The sequence below is a fragment of the Pseudofrankia coriaricola genome (assembly GCF_032027725.1).
Classification (GTDB): domain Bacteria; phylum Actinomycetota; class Actinomycetes; order Frankiales; family Frankiaceae; genus Pseudofrankia.
The window spans coordinates 363048-382517 of the sequence record NZ_JASNFO010000002.1; the positions used below are offsets into that span (position 1 = coordinate 363048).

16 protein-coding genes are annotated in these 19470 nt (G+C 73.4%); 10 read left to right on the top strand and 6 right to left on the bottom strand.

From position 1 onward, the window contains the following. The first annotated feature begins 162 nt into the window (after positions 1–162). Positions 163–417 (top strand): hypothetical protein, encoded by a 255-nt coding sequence (locus tag QOZ89_RS03650; protein ID WP_071049614.1) that lies wholly within the window; start codon positions 163–165, stop codon positions 415–417. Between the two features lie 239 nt (positions 418–656). Here QOZ89_RS03650 and QOZ89_RS03655 read toward each other — a convergent pair whose 3' ends face one another. Next, on the bottom strand, positions 657–2414 hold the full coding sequence (locus QOZ89_RS03655) for a hydantoinase B/oxoprolinase family protein (protein ID WP_241841825.1): 1758 nt from the start codon (positions 2412–2414) through the stop codon (positions 657–659). Between the two features lie 62 nt (positions 2415–2476). On the opposite strand from QOZ89_RS03655, the gene QOZ89_RS03660 reads away from it, so the two are divergent. From QOZ89_RS03660 to QOZ89_RS47140, 7 genes are all read left to right on the top strand, one after another. Then, entirely contained in the window at positions 2477–3961 is a 1485-nt protein-coding gene (locus QOZ89_RS03660; protein WP_083418829.1) for a dipeptidase, read from the top strand. A 143-nt stretch (positions 3962–4104) separates the two neighbouring features. Beyond that, the gene (locus tag QOZ89_RS03665; protein WP_131804036.1) at positions 4105–7347 is read left to right on the top strand and encodes a WD40 repeat domain-containing protein; all 3243 of its coding nucleotides are present in this window, start codon (positions 4105–4107) and stop codon (positions 7345–7347) included. Positions 7348–7546: 199 nt separating this feature from the next. Then, positions 7547–8023: a peroxiredoxin gene (locus tag QOZ89_RS03670; protein ID WP_071049617.1), complete on the top strand. Its 477-nt coding sequence runs from the start codon at positions 7547–7549 to the stop codon at positions 8021–8023. 196 nt (positions 8024–8219) lie between these two features. Continuing rightward, positions 8220–8858, top strand: a complete 639-nt coding sequence (locus QOZ89_RS03675) for a MerR family transcriptional regulator (protein WP_312622947.1) — start codon at positions 8220–8222, stop codon at positions 8856–8858. 130 nt (positions 8859–8988) lie between these two features. Beyond that, entirely contained in the window at positions 8989–9435 is a 447-nt protein-coding gene (locus tag QOZ89_RS03680; protein WP_071049618.1) for a MerR family transcriptional regulator, read from the top strand. Positions 9436–9528: 93 nt separating this feature from the next. Next, positions 9529–9891, top strand: a complete 363-nt coding sequence (locus tag QOZ89_RS03685) for a cupin domain-containing protein (RefSeq protein WP_071049765.1) — start codon at positions 9529–9531, stop codon at positions 9889–9891. 167 nt (positions 9892–10058) lie between these two features. Next, a complete protein-coding gene (locus QOZ89_RS47140) occupies positions 10059–10769 on the top strand; it encodes a helix-turn-helix domain-containing protein (RefSeq protein ID WP_083418830.1) in 711 nt (236 codons plus the stop codon). Between the two features lie 67 nt (positions 10770–10836). Here QOZ89_RS47140 and QOZ89_RS03695 read toward each other — a convergent pair whose 3' ends face one another. Beyond that, complete coding sequence (locus tag QOZ89_RS03695) at positions 10837–11508, bottom strand: DUF6328 family protein (RefSeq protein WP_083418831.1); 672 nt, start codon at positions 11506–11508, stop codon at positions 10837–10839. 155 nt (positions 11509–11663) lie between these two features. Here QOZ89_RS03695 and QOZ89_RS03700 point away from each other — a divergent pair, with 155 nt between their 5' ends. Both QOZ89_RS03700 and QOZ89_RS03705 read left to right on the top strand, forming a co-directional pair. Continuing rightward, positions 11664–12146 carry a DUF1003 domain-containing protein gene (locus QOZ89_RS03700; protein ID WP_071049619.1) on the top strand — a complete coding sequence of 161 codons (483 nt, stop codon included), beginning with the start codon at positions 11664–11666 and terminating at the stop codon, positions 12144–12146. A 193-nt stretch (positions 12147–12339) separates the two neighbouring features. After that, positions 12340–13167, top strand: a complete 828-nt coding sequence (locus QOZ89_RS03705) for an SDR family NAD(P)-dependent oxidoreductase (RefSeq protein WP_071049620.1) — start codon at positions 12340–12342, stop codon at positions 13165–13167. Between the two features lie 13 nt (positions 13168–13180). Here the strand turns inward: QOZ89_RS03705 and QOZ89_RS03710 are convergent, their stop codons facing one another. The 4 genes from QOZ89_RS03710 to QOZ89_RS03725 form a co-directional block, all read right to left on the bottom strand. Continuing rightward, complete coding sequence (locus QOZ89_RS03710) at positions 13181–15604, bottom strand: [protein-PII] uridylyltransferase (RefSeq protein ID WP_071049766.1); 2424 nt, start codon at positions 15602–15604, stop codon at positions 13181–13183. Between the two features lie 250 nt (positions 15605–15854). Beyond that, positions 15855–16196, bottom strand: a complete 342-nt coding sequence (locus QOZ89_RS03715; protein ID WP_071049621.1) for a P-II family nitrogen regulator — start codon at positions 16194–16196, stop codon at positions 15855–15857. Between the two features lie 40 nt (positions 16197–16236). After that, complete coding sequence (locus tag QOZ89_RS03720; protein ID WP_071049622.1) at positions 16237–17802, bottom strand: ammonium transporter; 1566 nt, start codon at positions 17800–17802, stop codon at positions 16237–16239. A 272-nt stretch (positions 17803–18074) separates the two neighbouring features. Beyond that, positions 18075–19418, bottom strand: a complete 1344-nt coding sequence (locus tag QOZ89_RS03725) for an ammonium transporter (RefSeq protein ID WP_071049623.1) — start codon at positions 19416–19418, stop codon at positions 18075–18077. Positions 19419–19470: the final 52 nt, after the last annotated feature.

Below are 19470 nucleotides of genomic sequence, written 5' to 3' on the forward strand. Positions count from 1 at the left end.
GCGCGCGGGCGTCCCGCACCCCCACCTCCAGGCGAAGATCACCCCTGCCGGCAGTTCGCGGTCGCGCCCCGCCAGGACAGTCGGAACTCACCGCCGACACGCGACCCGAACAGGGCGCCCACAGCGTTGCCCTCATCGAACACATGTGCGACTGTTGGGCTCGTGGAAGTGCGGATCGTGATCGACGGCCAGACCTTCGAGCTGCCGGCCGACACCGACCCGGATGAACTTCGCACGCGCGTCGCCCAAGCGGTCTTCCGCTGCGAGGTCGAGCAGTTATACCTGGCCGACGGCTACACGATGCTCGTCAACTGGCGCTCCGTCCGCACCATCCAGATCCGCACCGGCCCGGCCTCGCCCAATCACCCCGACACCGGCACCGCGACCGCACCGACCGGCGAGCCGCCGGTCCCCTAAGACGGACCACGGTCGTGTGGTGGCCGGGGCGGGACCTACGGCCACCTTCCCCCGCACGGCCGTGGTCCCCACCCGCACGCCGACGCCGCGGGCGGCAAGGCCGAGACCCGTCCCGCGCCTGATCGACTGCTACGCACAACCCAGCCACCGATGGTGACGGCGCATCGGCGCATCACCAACGCACCCACCACCCCGGCCCCAGTCCACGCCAGCCCCGGCTACACACGCCAACCCCGAGATCAGGCTGGGAGGGCGCCCTGCGCCCGACAGGCGGCGCCCGGCGCCGGGCGCGAAGCGTCCGGCGCGGGACCGCCCCAGCCGCCGCCGCCCGGGGTGTGGACCGTGACCACGGCCCCGGCGGGCAGGGGCCGGCTGGCCTTGGGCGGGAGCGGGTCGCCGTCGACGTCGGCGCGGCCGACGCCGCCGGGGCCGCCGCCGGCCGCGCCCTGCGGGGCATGGCGACGCCGATCGGCCAGCACCGACAGGGTCGCCGGCTCCAGCACCCGGATCGAACGGACCAGACCGGCGCCACCGGGGTGCAGCCCGGCGCCGGCCGTCGCCTCGTCGAGCTCGTAGCGCTCCACCCGCATCGGGTACTCGAGCTCGAGCGCCTCGATCGGGGTATTGAGCGTGTTCGTCATCCCGACGTGCACCCCGGACGCGCCCGGCCCGCGCGCGGAGCCCCCAGCCCCGCCCGCCAGCGTCTCGTAGTACGTCCAGCCGTCGCCGCCGATCACCAGGTTGTTCATCGTCCCCTGGCCCTGCGCGGGCAGGACCGGCAGCGTCGCCGGTTCCTCTCCCGTCTCGGTCGCCGCCGCCGCGACCGCAGCGGCGCCCGCGGCGGCGGCGACCGCCTGGCCCAGGGCGGCGAGCACGGTGTCGGCGATCCGCTGTGACGTCTCGACGTTGCCGGCGACGACGGCCGACGGGCGACGGGCGTCGACCAGCGAGCCGGGCTCGGTGACGACGGTGAGCGGCGCGTACGTGCCGTCGTTCGCCGGCACGTCGTCGGGCAGCAGCACCCGCAATGCGAAGCAGCAGGCCGAGCGGGTCACCGCGCGCGGGCAGTTGACGTTGCCCCGCACGGCCGGCGAGGTACCGGTGAAGTCCACCGTGAGACCGTCCCCGGCGATCGTCACCGCGACCCGCAACGGGATGTCGACGTCGTCCGCGCCGTCGCCCTCCAACTCGCTGGCCGCCTCGTACCGGCCGTCCGGCAGCAGCGCGACCAGCGACCGGCTGCGCCGCTCGCCATAGCGCAGCACCTCGGCGAAGGCGGTGAGCACGGTCGCCACCCCATGGCGCGCCGCGAGCTCGGTCAGGCGGATGCCGGCGAGCCGGTTCGCGGCCGCCTGTGCGCGCAGATCGCCGCGGCGCAGGTCGGGGGTGCGCGAGTTCGCGCAGATCAGGTCGAGGATGTCGTCCTGCCACCGGCCCGCCCGGACCAGGCGGACCGGCGGGATGATCAGCCCCTCGGCGAAGATCTCGCGCGAGTCGGCCGGCATCGAGCCAGGTCGCATGCCGCCCATGTCGGAGTGGTGCGCCCTCGTGGCCGCGTAGCCGACGATCTCGCCGCCCGGTTCCTCCGCGGCGGTGCCCGGCGGGCCGCCGAAGGAGGCGCGATCATCGTCCTCGCGTGCGCCTCCGGAGGCACCTGGCGGGATGGTCAGGGGGCTGACGAGCGTGACGTCCGGCAGGTGGTTGCCACCGGTGAACGGGTCGTTGAGCACCCACACGTCGCCGGGTGCCGCGCCGCGCTCGGCGACCACCCGCACCGACTCGTAGAGCGCCCCCAGGTGCACCGGCACGTGCGCCGCCTGCGCGACCATCCGGCCGTCCGCGTCGAACAGCGCGGCCGAGCAGTCCCGCCGCTCCTTGATGTTCGACGAGTACGCGCTGCGGACCAGCAGCGTCCCCATCTCCTCGGCGATCCCGGCGAGCCCGCTCGCGAGCACCGACAAGGTCACCGGGTCCAGCCCGGCCGGCACCGCCTCCATGTCTCCCAGCGTGGCACCTCCCCGTCCGGCGGAGGCTGTGGGGGCCGTGGTCAGATGAGGCCATGCCAGCCGCCACCCCCGGCGTGCCCGCCGGCCCGTCCACCGGTCCGTCCTCCGGGCTTTCCCCCCAGGAGCCTCTTGGCGGCGTCTCGGCCGAGCTCGCCACCGACGTCGCCGGACGGGTACGGGCGCTGATGCCGCGCGCCCGTGACGAGCTCGCCGAGCTCGTCGCCATCCCGACCGTCTTCGATCCCCGGCTGGGGCCGTCGGCCGACTGCGTGCGCGGCGCGGGCCTCGTCGCGGACGCGCTGCGCGACGCCGGGCTGCCGGACGTGCGGCTGGTGGAGACGCCGGACGGCTCCACGGCGGCGATCGGCCACCGGCCGGCGCCCCCCGGCGCGCCGACCGTGCTGTTCTACGCCCACTACGACGTCCAGCCTCCGGGCGACGAGGCGAGCTGGGACAGCCCGCCCTTCACGCTGACCGAGCGGGACGGCCGCTGGTATGGCCGGGGCGCCGCCGACTGCAAGGGCAACCTGATGGCCCACCTCACCGCGCTGCGGGCGGTCGGAAACTCGACTTCCCCCACATCCAGCCTTCGGCAGGATGTGGGGACCCCTGTCCCAGTCGGGATCAAGGTCGTCGTCGAAGGCTCCGAGGAACAGGGCACCGGGGGACTCGAGCGGTTCGTCGAGCAGAACCCGGACCTGCTGGCCGCGGACACGATCGTGATCTGCGACTCGGGCAACGTCGCCGTGGGCGTGCCGACGTTGACGACGGTGCTGCGCGGCCTGGTCAGCGCTGTCGTCCGCGTGACGACCGGCACCAGCGGCATGCACAGCGGCATGTTCGGCGGCCCGACGCCGGACGCCCTGCTGGCGCTGGTCGCGATGCTCGCGACGCTGCACAACGAGGCGGGCGACGTCACCATCCCCGGGCTCGCCAACGGCGGGGTGTGGAACGGCGAGCCCTACCCTGAGGAGCGGCTACGCGCCGACGCGCACGTGCTCCCCGAGGTGGGCCTGCTCGGAAGCGGCACCGTCGCCGACCAGCTCTGGGCCCGGCCGGCGTTGACGGTCATCGGCATGGAGGTACCGCCGCTGACCGGCGCGCCGTCGGCGGTGCAGCCGGCTGCCGCGGCCCGGCTGAACCTGCGGGTCCCGCCGGGCGTCGACCCGGAGGCCGCCTACGGGCTGCTCGCCGACCACCTGCGCGCGGTCGCGCCGTGGCATGTCCGGGTGGAGATCGAGCTGGAGGGCATCGGCGCGTCGTTTCGCGCCGAGACCGACGGGCCCGGCTACCGCGCGATAACGGCGGCGCTGGCGACGGCCTATGGGCGGCCGGTCACCACAGCGGGGCAGGGGGGCGGGATCCCGCTGTGCGACACGTTCGCGCGGACCTACCCGGATTCGGAGATCATGCTGATCGGCGTCTCCGAGCCGGCCTGCCTCATCCACGCCCCCAACGAGAGCGTCGCCCCCAGCGAGATCGAACAGATCGCGCTGGCCGAGGCGCTCTTCCTGCTCGGCCATCCCACAACGGGCTGACCAGCGGGAGAGACACATCATGATCGACGTGAGGCGGGTACCACAATCACCTCGCAAGACCGGCAACCCAGCTCCGCGCCTGGCATCGCGCGGTGCCATTCTTGGGGGTCATGGGACCACGGGGGGATGAGGCCACGTCGGCCATGCCCCCGGAGCCCCCGCCGGTGAAGGCGCTGCCCGCGGAACCCCAGTCCGCGGAACCCCAGTCCGCCCAGCCCGCGTCGCCCGCGGCCCTGTCGTCCACGGCCCTGTCGTCCACGGCCCCGTCGCCCACGACCCCGTCGCCCGCGTCCGTTACCTCCCCCGAACCCGCGGTGGCCCAGGCCCCGACGACGGGGACCCTGCCGGACTCGCCGGCCCCGGCGGCTGAGACCGAGGCCGTACCCGCGGCGCCAGCCCGCACGCGGGCTCCTCGGCGCGCGCCAGCCAGGACGGCGGCGGCGAAGGGCACGGCCGTCACGACCGTGGCGCCGACTGAGCAGGCCACGGCCGAAGGCACACCGGCCGCGCGGCAGCCTGCTCCCTCGGCCAGGGCGACCCGCGCCCGGCCGACCCACGCCAAGGCCACGCCAGCCGGCGCGGGGACCGACGAGGCGACGACCGGCCCGACGCCATTCGCCGACGCCACGACCTCGGACGCCACGACCTCGGACGCCACAGCCTCGGACGCCACAGCCTCGGACGCCACAACCGCCACCGCCACGCCCACGGAACCACCGAGACCGAAGACGACCCGAACCCGGTCCACCCGTGCCAAGGCGCCCTCCGCCGAGGCGACGGCCGGCGCGCCGGCCGTCGAGGCCGCGCCGGTCAAGGCCAGCCGCGCCCAGTCGACGCGGAGCCGGGCCAAGGCCGCGCCCGCCACGGCGACGGAGCAGTCACCGCTGCCGGGAGCGACGGCCGGTCCCGCGCCGGGCAGGGCCGCCCAGCGGGCCGGCGCTGGATTGGCCGGGCTCGCCGACGCAACGCCGGAGCCGGTCGAGACCCGGGTCTCCTCACCGCTCAGTCCAACAGGCACGGGGGATCTCGGTGAGCTGATCCGCCTGTTGATACCGGATGACCCGACGACCGGCCCGGTCCCGATCCCGGCGCCGCCCCCGGACACCGGTCCCCTGATCCTCCCCCCGATCGACGGCCCGTTCCTGACGCCGATGGCCGACGAGACGGGGCCGCTTACCGTTCCACTCGCCTACCGCGGGTGGGACAGCCCGACCGCTCCTGGCGGCGCGCCGGACGACGCCACCGCGCCGACGAGCCCTGGGGGTGCTGGCCTGGCCGGCCAGGCCACGGCGCCAGTCGGTGGGAGCACCACCGGTGAGAGCGCCGTCGGTGAGCCCACCACCGTGGCCGCCGCGGAATGGCCCGTCGCGGCAGCCGCCGCGACGCGGCCGGGTGGGGCCGAGCCCGACGCGGAGGGATTCGCGGTCGTCGGAGTGTTGGAGCAGCGGCGGCGCCGGTGGCCCTGGACCCGTTGGCGGTGGACACGCCTCCCGCTGCCCGCGTCCTGGCCACCGCCGGGGCGGGAGCCGTCCTCGCGGCGCTGGCCGCGGGCGCTGCGCTGGTCGCTGGACATGAGCTGGGAGCGGACGCTGCGTCAGCCGCGGTTTCGGCGCTGGCTCCCCGCCGTGGACTGGGAGGAGACCCTGGGCCGGCCGCGGGGCCGATACCTGCTGCCCGCCCTGATCTGGCCGTCGGCTCCACGCCGACCGTCCGAACGGCGCTGGCAGTCGGCCGGGCGCTCGCTGTCCCGGCCGGTCTGGGCCAGGGGCAACGTCGACCGACGGTTCGCGCCGGTCTACGCGGTGGCCTTCTCGCCAGACGGGCGGCGGCTCGCGACGGCGAGCGGCGATGGCCTCGTCCGGCTATGGAATGTCGCTGACCCGGGCGTGCCCGCGCGAATGTGGGAGGTCTCGACGAGGTTCGCGGCCGGGCCGGTCGTGGCGTTCTCACCCGACGGCACATGGCTGGCCACGGGCCACGACAACACCCACGCGGTGCTCTGGAAGATCGACGAGCTCGCCGGACCCGTTCCGCGCGCGTTGCTCGCTCATCCCGGAGGGCTGACCGGGCTGCACTTCTCGGCGGACGGGCGGCGGCTTGCCGCCGGCTTCGCCGCGGAGGCCGCCCGGATCTGGGACGTCACGGACCCCACCCACCCCCGCCCGCTGGGCCGCGCGGGTGACTCGCGCCTGATCCGCGCCGCCGCGATCTTCCCGAACGGCCGCTGGCTCGCGACCGCGGGCGAGCGGGTCGAGTTCTGGGAGGTCTCGGCCACGCCGGTGCGCCGAATGCACCTGACGGCCGGCGAGGGCCCGCTGTTGGACGTGGCGGTCGCGCCGGACGGCCGGACGATGGCGGTGGGACGCCTCGACGGCACCGTCGACCTCTGGCACACGATCGACCCGTCGGCGCCCGCGCCGCGGGCCTCGATCAACGCGCACGCCGGCTGGGTCACGTCGGTCACCTTCAGCGCGGACAGCCGGTGGCTGGCCACTGTGAGCGCGGAGCACGTCGCGCTGTGGGACCTGCTGGACCCGACCGCCGCGGTCGGGCGGATACGTACCCGACTGCCGGTGACTGCCGTCGCGTTCGCCCCCAAGCGTGGGTTGCTCGCCGTCGCGAGCCTCGACGGGTCGGTGACCCTGCTGCGCCCGACGACGGAGGCTCATGAGCCGGCCGGCGCGGATGGCCACGCGGCGACGGACGCCGACGAGGCGCGGGTCCGCGAGGCGCGAGCTGACGACGAGACCGACGCCGAGAAGACCGCGGTCGATGTCGAACCGCTCAGGACCCTCCGCCCGATGGGGGACACGCCGGCCGCCGGCGGCATCGACCTGCCGGGCAGGCGCCGCCGCGAGCGCCGGACGAACGGTCGGGCAGCGGTCGTCGGGGGCCTCGCGATCGGCCTGAGCTGCCTGCTTGTCTTCGGTCACCAGCTGGGGCTGCCCCCGGCGCTGCTGCTGGCCGCGGGGATGATCGTCGTGCTGGCACTGGTCGTGGCGACGGGGCTGGCACTGGCTGCGGCCGTCTGGGCGCCGCCGGCCGCCGGGCCACGCCAGGCGGCTGGCGCGGGTACGCCCGCCGCCCGGTCCGCCGGCCGGCGGACGCGCGGTGCGCACACGCGCTCGGCGAGCCGGCCACCCCGGCCGGGGCCGCGGACGGCGACCGACCCGACGACGGCGCGGACGAACGCGGCGGAGCCGGACGAGGAGCAGCCGCGGGATGCGGGCGCGAGCCCGCTGAGCGCCACGCTCCCGCTTGGCCTCGTCGGCGCCGATGCCGTCGGGACCGAGGACGACGGCATGGGCGGCCACGCGAATGCCGGGGCCGAAGCCGTCGTGACCAGCCCCTGGAACGTGTCCGAATCAACGCGCCCGATGCCATAAGAAACGTGTACGTCACCTAAAGCGCCCGTGTTGGCCGCCTGGGTCATCTAGGCTGCGCGGCTGGTACGCCATGGCGCATAAGGGCAACTGACGCTGTCCGTGGTCGTTGTGTGGCCTGACTACCACCGAACCCGACATCGACAGGAGACTCCGATGCCAGCGCTGGCTCCGGTACCCGACGCCTCGGCCGGGCGCTGAGATGGCGACGCCCACTGTGGGCCAGCAGGCCCCCGACTTCACCCTTTCCGGCCTGGTCGTCCACGACGGCGAGACCGCCCGTTCCGACTACACCCTCTCGGCCGCCAAGGGCACCCCGGTCGTGCTCGCGTTCTACCCCGGCGACGAGACGCCCGTCTGCACGAAGCAGCTGTGCTCGTACGCGGACAGCATGGAGGTGTTCTCGGGCGTCGGTGCCCAGGTCTGGGGCATCAGCCCGCAGGACCTCGACAGCCACGAGCGGTTCGCCAGGCATCGTGCCCTGTCCTTCCCGCTGCTGGCCGACCCGGACCGTGCCGTGATCCGCCAGTACGGGATCGCGATGCCCGGTCTTGGGCTGCGCCGCTCGGTGTTCCTCGTGGACGCTGACGGCGTGCTGCGCTGGAAGGACGTCGGCCTGATCGGCGTCACCTATGCCACCGCCGACAAGATCGGCAAGGAGCTCGCCCGGCTGGGGTGACCAGCGGCCGGCCGTCGTCCCGGCCGCGAGGTTCCGCCGTCGTCTCCACCACCGCCCCGGCGGAGCTCCGGCCAGCGGGGCCGTCGGGGAACCGTTTCGGCCTGACGCGGTCGATGTGCCGGGCTCGGGCCAACTGTCGTAAAGTCACCGGCGAGGCCATCGGTATTCGGAACTCGACAGTGAGGTGGGGGCAGCCTTGTTCACCGCCCGACGGGATCCGGACGCGTCCACGAACGATGCGGCCACGGCTGCCCCGAGCACCGTTCTCCAGATCGGGGATGTGGCCCGACAGGTAGGTCTGTCGTTGCGCACGGTCCGCTTCTACGAGGAAGCCGGGCTGCTCACCCCGGTCGGGCGGACTCAGGGCGGCTTCCGTCTCTACGACGAGGACGCCCTGGACCGGCTGCTTCTGATCAAGCGGATGAAGCCCCTCGGCTTCACGCTGGAGGAGATGCGGTCCCTGCTCGCGGTGCGTGACGAGCTTCGCCTGCCGGACCTGACGGCGGACCGCCAGCATGAGCTGCGGGAGCGGCTGAAGACCTGGGCGACGCTGGCGGAGGAGAAGCTCGCCGACCTGCGGGCGCGGGCCGGGATCGCGGCGGACTTCGTCGCCGGCCTGCACGACGACGCGTCCCGCCTGCCCGACAGCCCGGACGACCTCACGGATGTCGTCGCCCACTCCGGCGCCACCGACACCGCTCCCATCGCCGGTGACAGCGCCACGACCTGCGACGATGGTGACAGTGACGGCGTCGCGCGCGCCATCACCGCTCACAGCCCAGACGGCCCCGAGCACGACGCGCCTTCGACCGAGACGAGCCCCGACCGGACCTGACCGTCCGCGCCGCCGGCGCCGCCACGAGCGGTCACCGATCGGCGCGCAACGGACGCCGGGTGCCTCCGCGCCCGGCAGCGGCACCCGCCGAGCCCACCCGTCCCGCCTCCAGCATCGAGTAAGGGTTCAGTTGTCCAGCACGCATAGCATCCCGTCCCCTGCCAGCGCCGGACGCGAGGTTTACCCGATCGGCGACGTAGCGGACAAGGTCACCCTGTCGTTGCGCACGACGCGCTTCTACGCCGAGGCCGGCCTGCTCGCCGCCGTCGCCGAGGACGGAGCCGGGGCGCCGCTGTACGACGAGGACGCCGTCGACCGTCTCCTCCTGGTCAAGAAGATGAAGCCGCTCGGCTTCGCCCTCGACGAGATGCGCGCTCTCATTGCCCTGCGCGACGAGGCGACGAGCGCCGGCACTCCTCCCGAGCGGCGTGAGGAGCTGCTAGAGCGGCTGCATACCTGGGTCGCTCTCGGCGAGGAGAAGCTGCGCTCCCTCGAAGAGCAGGTCCGCATCGCCGAGTCGTTCCTGCACGGCCTGCACGACGACGCACACCGCGCCGGCCGCGCGGCCGGCGACTAGGCCTCGCGGCTCTCCGCCTGCGCCGCCGCCTGGCCGTGCGCCGGCCGGCTCCCGGCGGAGTCGGACGACGAAGTCGGGGCGATGATGGTCCGTATGCCGACTTTTATTCAGAAGCCGACCGTCGTCGAAGCGGCGGGCAGCCTGCCGAAGATCATCCGCGAGTACGTGGGCATGGTGAACACCGGTTCGTCCGGTGTGAGCATCGCGCACATGACCAGCCCGTCTGGCTGGGAGGAGCCGGGCCAGCGGCCCGAGTTCGACGAGTACACGCTGGTACTGCGCGGCGTCCTCACCGTTGAGCACTCCGGTGGGGTGATCGAGGTCGGTGCCGGCGAGGCCGTCCACACGGCGGCCGGCGAGTGGGTGCGGTACAGCACTCGCGGCGCCGACGGTGCCGACTACATCTCGGTCTGCCTGCCCGCCTTCGCCCCCGACACCGTCCACCGCGACGCCTAGGCTCCATCCGCCCGCCGGAGCACCGGGATGGACCCGGAGTTCCGCATCGGGGCCGCGGCGGGCGGGCCTCCGACTACGATCAGGGGAAACCGTCGCGGCGCCCTCCGGCTGACTGGCTGGCTCCGGAGGGCGGACGCGGCGAGGCCGGTGGCGGTGGGAGGCGACGGATGACGACATCGAGCGAGTCACCGCCGCTGTTGCGCCGGCTGGTCGGCGATGCGCTACGCGACTATCGGATGGGCCAGGGCCGGACGCTGCGTGATGTCGCGGCCGCGGCGCGGGTTTCCGTCCCCTATCTGTCCGAGGTGGAGCGGGGCCGCAAGGAGGCCTCCTCCGAGGTGCTCGCCGCGGTATGCCGCGGGCTGGGCATCCGGCTGAGCGACCTGCTCGAGCAGGTACGCCGCGAGCTGGTGGAGCGGGAGCCCCGCCAGGAGCCTTCGCGGGCACCGGTTCGGCCGGTGGCCGGCTCGGCGCCCACCCGCCCGGTGGCGGGCGCGAAGGCGCCGGCCGCCAGGCCGGCCGCCGCGGCCCGGCCGCTGTCTCCCGCGGCCCCGGTTCGTCTCGTGCGCGCCGCCGAGCAGGCCATCCCGACTTCGCCCATCCAGCCGGGCCCGACCTGCCAGGTCGGCGCCGCGCACACGCCACCGGCTCGGCCCCTCCGCGCACTTCGACGCCGGGGGCGCTACGGGCGACCGGGCGGCCTCGGTCCGCGCCAGGCCCTGGCACCGATCGTCCCCACGGCGCCGGGCCGGCCTCCTGCCCGAGCGACCCAGCCCGGATGCGCGGCGGCCCGGCGCGTTTCGGGGCACCACCGCGCGGTCGGGCACGCCCCTCGTCGTGTCGGCGGCCCCGCGGTCCGGGCGACAGTCATGCTCTGACGGACTCGCGGTCGCTGTCGGGCCGCGGCCACCGTCGGGCTTGGGTGACCTCTGCCGGGCCAGTGGACTAGATGGTGCCGTCCCCGTCCCCGTCCTCGTCCTCACCCGCGGGCCCGGCCCGGTCGTGTGGCGCCGCGGCCGGCCGTGACTCCGGCGGTGTCTGCGCGTCCGCCTGCTTCCGGACGATCGCGGGGATGACGGCCCAGAGCAGGACAAGGACCAGCAGGGTCAGCGCACCGGCGATGATCCCCGCGGTGGGGCCGACGACCACGTCGAAGATGAGGGTGACGACGCCGGCGACGGCGAGCGCGAGCAGCGCGAGCCCCGCCTGCGCCAACGCGTTCGCCGCCTGGATGAGCAGTTCCTTCTGGTGACGGCGAAACACCGCCCGATGCAGGCTGACCGGCATCAGCAGAAGGCCCGTCGCCGCGACCGCGAGCAGCACGACGACCAGATAGAGCCCCCGCTGGGCCGAGCTGAGGTCCGAGAACTTCGCCTGGAACGGGAGCGCCAGCAGGAAGGCCGTCAGCAGCTGCACACCCGTCTGCGCGACGCGGAGCTCCTGTAGCAGCTCGGTCCAGTTCCGGTCACGCCGGTGGTCCGGCGTCTCTCCGGAGTGGCCGGCGGCGCTGTCGGCGCTGTCGGCCGACGGGACGCGCTGGCCGCTGGCCGCCGGTCCGCCGGATTGGCCGGGTCGACCGGCGGCCTCTGGAGACTGGCCGGCTGACCGCTCGCTCACCACCTCATCCTGCCCTCTCCGAGCAGAGGCGTCATCATCCACGCAATCCGCCAGGCCGGGCCGCCTCGGACCGCCGTGGCGTGCGGTCCACGTCCCACGACGCGAGATTCTCTGCGCCTAACCGTCCCGTCTGTCCGGCTTGCGAGCATAGGAACGTGACGCACACACCGGACGCCGAGGACACGAGCTCGCCACCACACAACGGCAGGCACCACCCGAAGGTCGTCAACGAGCGAATGCTGCTCGCGCAGCGGCGGACCGGCCAGGAGCGGTTCGCCGACGCCGTCACCGGCTTCGCCGGCTCGATGTCATTCGTCTACCTGCACGTCGTCTGGTTCACCGTCTGGATCCTGCTCAACCAGGGCGCCTTTGGCGACAGGATAATCTTCGACCCGTTTCCCTACGGCCTGTTGACGATGATCGTCAGCCTGGAGGCGATCTTCCTGTCGACGTTCGTGATGATCAGTCAGAACCGGGACACCCGCCGCCAGAACGTGCGCGCCGACCTGGACTACGAGACCACCGTCCGGTCCGAGGTCTGGTCGTCGCACATCGGCCGGCAGCTGGGCATCGACCCAGCCACGATCGAGGTCCGCGTCCAGGAGATCCTCCGCCGAACCGGCGCGCCATCGCCCTGACGCCGGCCGCGGACGCCCGAGCACCCGGCGGCGTCCGCGTCCCGGCACGGCCCGCCATACCGGGCAGAGGCGCGCGCCATGGACTGCCAGGGACGGCTGGAGCCGCTTGCTTCGGGCATTTCGGGCTGGCAGGCTGTCGTTTTGATCATTGGATTGTGACGCGGGCCATGGCAGGAAGCGAGGAGACGACGCGATGGGCGGTCAGACCGAGGGGAACGGGCGAGTCGCGGGCAAGGTGGCCGTGGTGACCGGCGCCGCGTCCGGGATCGGCCGGGCGGTGACCCGGCGGCTCGCCGCCGAAGGCGCGCGGATCGTCGCGGCGGACATCGACGAGACGGGGTTAGGCAAGCTCACGGCGGAACTCGGCGAGGAGGTCGCCGCCGCCGCCCGGTGCGACGTCACCGTCGAGGAGGACGTCGCCGCGGTCGTCCAGCTCGCGGCCAGCCGCTTCGGCGGGCTCGACATCGTGGTCGCCAACGCGGGCGGGGGCTTTCTCGGGGAGATCGCCGACCACGACTACGCCGAATGGCGCCGGATCGTCGACCTCTGCCTGAACAGCGCCTTCCTCACCGTCAAGCACGCGGGCGCCGCGCTGCGCGCGGGCGGGCACGGCGGCTCGATCGTCGCGATGGCCAGCCTCAACGCGGTCCAGCCCGGCCGGGGTATGGGTGCCTACTGCGCGGCGAAGGCCGGCGTCGTCGCGCTCACCGAGGTCGCGGCGCTGGAGCTGGGCCGTCACGGCATCCGGGTGAACGCGGTCGCTCCGGGCCTCGTGCGCACCTCGCTCACGACGCCGCTCTGGGACGTCCCGGGGGTCGTCGAGGACTACGTCGAGAACGCCCCGCTCGGCCGGTTCGCCGAACCCGAGGAGATCGCGAACGTCGTGCTCTTCCTCGCATCGGACGAGGCCGCCTACGTCTCCGGCAGCCTCTACAGCGTCGACGGCGGCGCCCGCACCCGCCGCTACCCCGACGTCATCACCGCCCTCGAACGACTGCGACCGCCCTCGCCGGCCGACTGACCGCCAGCCGGCCTCAGGCCGCGGGCGGCTCTTCGGAAGCCAGGGCGGCCAGGACGGCGTCGGTGACCTCGCGGCGCCGGGCCTCGCCGACGACCTCGGCGCCGTCGGGCTCCTGGATGTAGAACGCGTCCACGACGTCGAGGCCGATGGTCGCGACGATCGCCGTACGCACGTCGACGCCGGCCCCGGCGAGCGCCCCCACGATCCGGAACAGCACCCCGGCCCGGTCGGGGGCGCGCACCTCCAGCACCGTCCTCGACCCGGAGTCGTCGAACGTCGCTCGCGGCGGGCCCGGGGTACGCCACGGGCGGCGGGTCGCGTACGCCTCCTCACGGGCGGTGAGCTGGCCCCCGACGTCGAGCCGGCCCTCGAGCCCGCGGCGCACGTCGGCGAGCAGCCGGCTCGCGTCCGGCTCGCGTCCGTGCCGCCCGGCGACGGCGGCCTGCAACAGCGCCCGGCCGTTCGCGCCGCGGGCCGAGGCACGCCGGACGTCGAGGCGGTTGAGCGCGAGCACCCCGGTCGTGACGGCGAGCAGGCCCACGTGGTCCGGCGCGAGCACCACGATCTCGTACATGCCCTCGTCGGGCAGCCCGTTGACCTGGACGAGGTGCTCATCGGGCAGCTCGAGCAGGGCGCGCTGGCGGTCGGTCAGCTCGCCGGGGTACGGCACCGGGCCACCGCCGAGGACGGCCAGCGCGCGGGTGACCAGGTCGTTGATGAGACGGGCCTTCCAGGCGCTCCACGCCGTCGCGCCGGTCGCCTGGGAGTCGGCCTGGGTCAGCTTGTGCAGCAGGGTGAGCACCTGCGTGCTGCCGGCGGCGGCCGCGACCGCCTCGATCGTGGCCGGGTCGTCGATGTCGCGGTGGGTCGCGGCGTCCGGCAGCAGCAGGTGGTGGCGGACCATCGCGATCAGCACGTCCACGTCGGCGGGCGGCAGGCCGAGGCGGGGCCCGAGCTTCTCGACGATGACGATGCCGGCGTCGGTGTGGTCGCCGGGATAGCCCTTACCGATGTCGTGCAGCAGCGCGCCCAGCAGCAGCAGGTCGGGCCGGTCGACCTCGCGGGTGTGATCGGCCGCCCGCGCCGCCGTCTCCATCAGGTGCCGGTCGACGGTGTAGCGGTGGTACGGGTTGCGCTGGGGCCGGCTGCGCACCGCCGCCCACTCCGGCAGGATCCGGGTGAGCAGGCCGACCTGGTCGAGCGACTCCAGCACCGGCACGGCGTTGTCGCCGGCGGCGAGCAGCGCGACGAAGGCGTCCCTGGCCGCGCCCGGCCACGGGTCCGGCAGCGGGGGTGTCTCGCGGGCGAATCGGTCGACCGCGAACCTGCCGAGCGGGATGCCGGCGCGGGCGGCGGCGGCCGCGGCCCGCAGCACCAGCGCCGGGTCGGCCGCGGGGTCCGCGTCCCTGGCGAGCAGGACCTCGCCGTCCTGCTCGACGACCCCGGCGGCGAGCGGGCGGCGTACCGGTCTGCGCGAGCGCCAGCGCGACTGGGAGCGCAGCGCCGCGGACACCCGGTGCCACGTGGTGTCCCAGGTCCACGAGATCGTCCGGCCGGCATCGGCGATGGCGTGCGCGAGGGCGAACGAGTCCGGCTCGCCGAGCGCGCCTGGCCTGCCCAGTTCGGCCGGCTCGCCGGGCTGGGCGGGTTCGCGGGTCCCGCCGGACCCGGTGGGCTCGGCCGGCTCGGCCCGATAGCCGAGCGCCGCGGCGACCGAGGTGCCGTCCTGGAGCAGCAACCGGTCCTGGTCACGGCCAGCGGCGAGCCGGCGGACCTCGCCGCGGACGTCGAGCAGCATCCGCTGGGCGGCGAGCACCCGCTCGCCCGGAGCCTCGGCGACCCAGGCGGCGGCGAGCGCGTGCAACGCCTGCACGTCGCGCAGCCCACCCCGGGACTCCTTGAGGTCGGGTTCCAGCAGGAACGCGACCTCGCCGGCCCGGCGGGCGCGTTCGGCGTGCAGCTCGGCGAGTTCGGGCAGCCGGCGGCTGGCCCGGGCACGCCAGCGGGCCCGCACGGCCTCGGCGAGCCTGGTCGCGAGTGCCTCGTCACCGGCGACCAGGCGGGCGTCGAGCAGGCCGAGGGCCGCCTTCATGTCGCCGTCGGCGACCGAGACGGCCTGCTCGACCGTGCGGACGCTGTGGTCGAGGCCGACGCCCGCGTCCCAGACCGGGTACCAGATGCCGTCGGCGACCGCGGCGACGGCACGCGCACCGCGCCGGCCGTCGTGCAGCAGCACCAAGTCGAGGTCGGTGCCGAAGGCCGGCTCGCCGCGGCCATAGCCACCCACGGCGAGCAGGGCGACGCCGGGGCCCGGATCGCCGAACAGGGCCCGCAGCGCGACGTCGGCACGCTCGGTGAGCGCGACCCGCAGCGGGGCTCCGATCAGATCGGGAAACGCGCCGTCCCGTCCACGCAACGCCGCGAGCTCGGCTGCCACGTCCACCCCGTGCTCCACCGCGCGCCCACCTCCAGATCCGTCATACAAGTCAGATCCTTACGCGACGGACACCTGTGCCGCTCGCCAATGGGGACGGCGGTAGGCGCCGGCGCATCGCGACGAGCGGACAAGGCGGGGGCAGGCCGGTCTCGGCCTGCCCCCGCCCATCACGGTCGCACTACCGAAGCAGAGGAGGAGCGATCAGAACTTCTCGCGGTGTCGCGTCCGGAGGCTCCGGCGCTCCCCGGTGCTACAGGGCGTCGGAGCCGCGCTCACCAGTCCGCACACGGATGACCGTTTCGACCGGGACCACCCAGACCTTACCGTCGCCGATCTTGCCGGTCTGCGCCGCACTGGTGATCGCGGTAACGAGGTCCTCGACGGCCTCATCGTCGACAACAACCTCGATCTTGATCTTCGGGACGAAGTCGACCTTGTACTCTGCGCCTCGGTAGACCTCGGTGTGCCCCTTCTGCCGACCGTAACCCTGAACCTCGGAGATAGTCAGTCCGTGCACACCCAGGGCCTCCAGCGCCGCCTTGACGTCGTCGACCTTGAACGGCTTGATCACCGCGGTGACAAGCTTGGTCATTACTTTTCCTCCTCTTTTTGACAGACCTGCGGCCCCTCGCTCAGGCCTGCGTCCTCTCGGGCATCTTGACCGAGTTGACGGCGGCGACGCTACCGTCATCGCCGGACAAAGTGAACCAGTCCGCATCTTCTTTTCGCCACGACCGGCCAGCCCTGATCGGCTCCCCCTCCCCGCCGTTTCGCGAGAGCCGAAGGATTGGCTTGAAGCGCGCGGCGGGTGAACGTTCCGGCAGCCACGTCCGAACAGCGGCGACCGCTAGGCCGGCATGCCCGACAGGATTCTTACGACGCTCCCCTGGGCCGGCCAACGTCTTCCGGATCGCCAGCGCGAGAACCAGCGTGACGGCGGCTGAGTAACCGACCGTGGACACGACCGCGAGCGTCTGCCTGCCGAGCAGCCCCCACGACCCCCCGTAGATGAGGCCCTCGTTGATCGAGCCGCCGGTATCCGCCGTCGCGAAGAAGCCGACGAGCAGGGTGCCGAGCACACCGCCGACGAGGTGGACGGCGCCGACGTCGAACGCGTCGTCGATCCCGGCCCTGCCCGTGAGGGCCGTGGCGAAAGCGCAGGCGACCGCGGCGAGCGCCCCGATCGCCAAGGCGCCCATCGGCGCCACGAAGCCGCTCGCGGGGGTGATGGCGACCAGCCCGGCGATGGCGCCAGACGCCGCGCCGACCGGGGTCGTCCGGCCGTCACGCAGCCACTCGACGATCAGCCAGCAGATCATCGCGGCGGCGGCGGCGAGCTGGGTGTTCAGGAACGCCCAGCCGGCGAGCTCACCCGAGCCGAGCGCCGAGCCGGCGGTGACTCCGAACCAGCCGACCCAGACGATGCCCGCGCCGACCAGCGCCAGCGGCACGTTGTGCGGCAGCCCCCTGGAGATGCCTGGCGAACGCCTGGGAACACCGCCCGGTCGCGCGGCGCCGCGCGGCGCCATGGCCGCGCCGCGCGCGAGGCGCCCCCCGTCCCGCCACACATCCCGCCAACCGGGGCGGAGGCCGAGTACAACCGCGAGCACGACGCCAGCGGCGCCGGCGCTCGCGTGGATCGTGGTGCCGCCGGCGAAGTCCAGTGCGCCGAGCCGGAACAACCAGCCGTGCGGACTCCAGACCCAGTGCGCGACCGGGGCGTAGACCAACGCCAGCCACAGCGCGACGAGAAGGGCGAGCGCGCCGAGCCGAAGCCGGCCAGCCGTCGCTCCGGTGACCAGCGCGGCGGCGAGAAGAGCCAGCATCAGCTGGAAGGTAAGGACGATCACCGTCGGGGTGCCGCCGCCCTCGGCGGTGTAGGGCGCTGTCACCGGGTCGCCGAGGTGGCGCAGGGCGAAGGCGCCGAGGCCGCCCCACGCCCCGTTGCCGCCGGGCCCGAACGCGATCGTGTAGCCGACCAGTACCCACAGCAGTGTGCCGACCCCGATGCAGACCAGGTTCTGCGTGAGGACGCTCAGGACGTGCCCGACGCGGGCCAGGCCTCCGTGGAAAAGGCCCAGGCCCAGTACCGCGAACATCGCCAGCGCGCAGCTCACCAGCAGCCAGGCGCCGTTCGCGGACAGATGCGCGTCGACGACCGCTCCATGCAACCGCGGATCAACGATGTGCGCGTTCATGTGCCTCCCCCGATCACGCGCTAGCTCCGGGCAGCATGCCCGGGAGTGTGTGCGTCCTCCTCACCGGGTACTCAAAGGGCATGTGACCACGTATCGGGGCGTGCCGGACGACCGACGCGAACCGAGCGGGACCGCAACCGGGTCGATACAGCAAGGTGGGGGTGCGCCGGCTGAAACCGACGCACCCCCACCTTCCGTGCTGTGTACCTACCGGGGCGGCGACGAGACGAACTCCCCCACCCCGGTCAGGCTCGCGACGCTGGCCCGTACGTTCAGGCCTGCGCCTCTTCCGGCACCTTGACCGGGGCGACGGTCGTCGAGGCGGAACCCGCACCGCCGACCGAGCTGAACCGGTACGCGGTCTCGCCGTGCTGCGCCTCGTCGAGGCCGATCTCCTCATGGTCGTCGCTGAGGCGACCGTTCAGGACGTACTTGACGAACAGGGCGAGGATCGCGGTACCGACGGCCGAGTAGCCGACAGTGGCACCGACGGTCATCGCCTGGTAGCCGAGAACGCTCCATGGACCGCCGTAGAAGATGCCGTCCTTGCCGGCAGCGTTCACGTCGACGGTGCCGAAGAAGCCAATCAGCAGGGCGCCGAGAACACCGCCGACCAGGTGGACGGCACCGACGTCGAGCGCATCGTCAATCCCGACCTTGCCCTTGATGGCCGTAGCCAGGGCGCAGAGGGCACCGGCGATGGCGCCGATCGCGATGGCGCCCATCGGCGAGACGAAACCACAGGCCGGGGTGATGGCGACCAGACCGGCGACGGCACCGGAGGCAGCACCCAGGGTGGTCGGCTTGCCGTCACGCAGCCACTCGATAGCGACCCACGCGAGCGAGGCGACACCGGTGGCGATCTGGGTGTTCAGGAACGCCCACGCGGCCAGCGAGCCGGAGCCCAGGGCCGAACCGGCGTTGAACCCGAACCAGCCGAACCACAGGATGCTCGCGCCGAGGACGACGTACGGCACGTTGTGCGGACGGAAGTCCCCACCCGGCCAGCCCTTGCGGCGACCGAGCACGAGCGCCAGGACGACACCCGCGGCACCGGCGTTCGCGTGGACGACCGTGCCGCCAGCGAAGTCGAGCGCGCCCTTCTTGAACAGCCAGCCGTTCACGTTCCAGACCCAGTACGCGATCGGCGAGTAGATCAGGATCGACCACAGGGCGATGAAGACGACGAACGCGCCGAACTTGAGGCGGTCCGCACTCGCGCCGGTGATCAGAGCCGGCGTGATGATGGCGAACATCATCTGGAAGGCGATGAAGACGACGGTGTGAACGCCGCCGCCCTCCGGGTTGTACACGGCCGTGACGTGGTCACCGATGTTCTGCAGCGCAGCGAAGTCGAAGCCACCGAAGAAGCCGTTCGTCGCCGGCCCGAAGGCGATGCTGTAGCCGACCAGGGTCCACAGCAGCGTCACGATCCCGATGCAGAAGAAGTTCTGCATCAGCATGCCCAGGACGTGCTTGGTGCGGACCATGCCACCGTAGAAGAACGCGAGGCCCGGCGTCATGAAGAGCACCAGCGCCGCGCTGGTGAGCAACCAGGCGTCGTTGGCGGACAACCCCGCGTTGGTGACAGCGTCCGTTAGTTCCTGTTGGGACATATCTCTCCCGTCGTTCTCCCCCCGCGCGAGCGGCCGCGCGGACTGCGGTCCA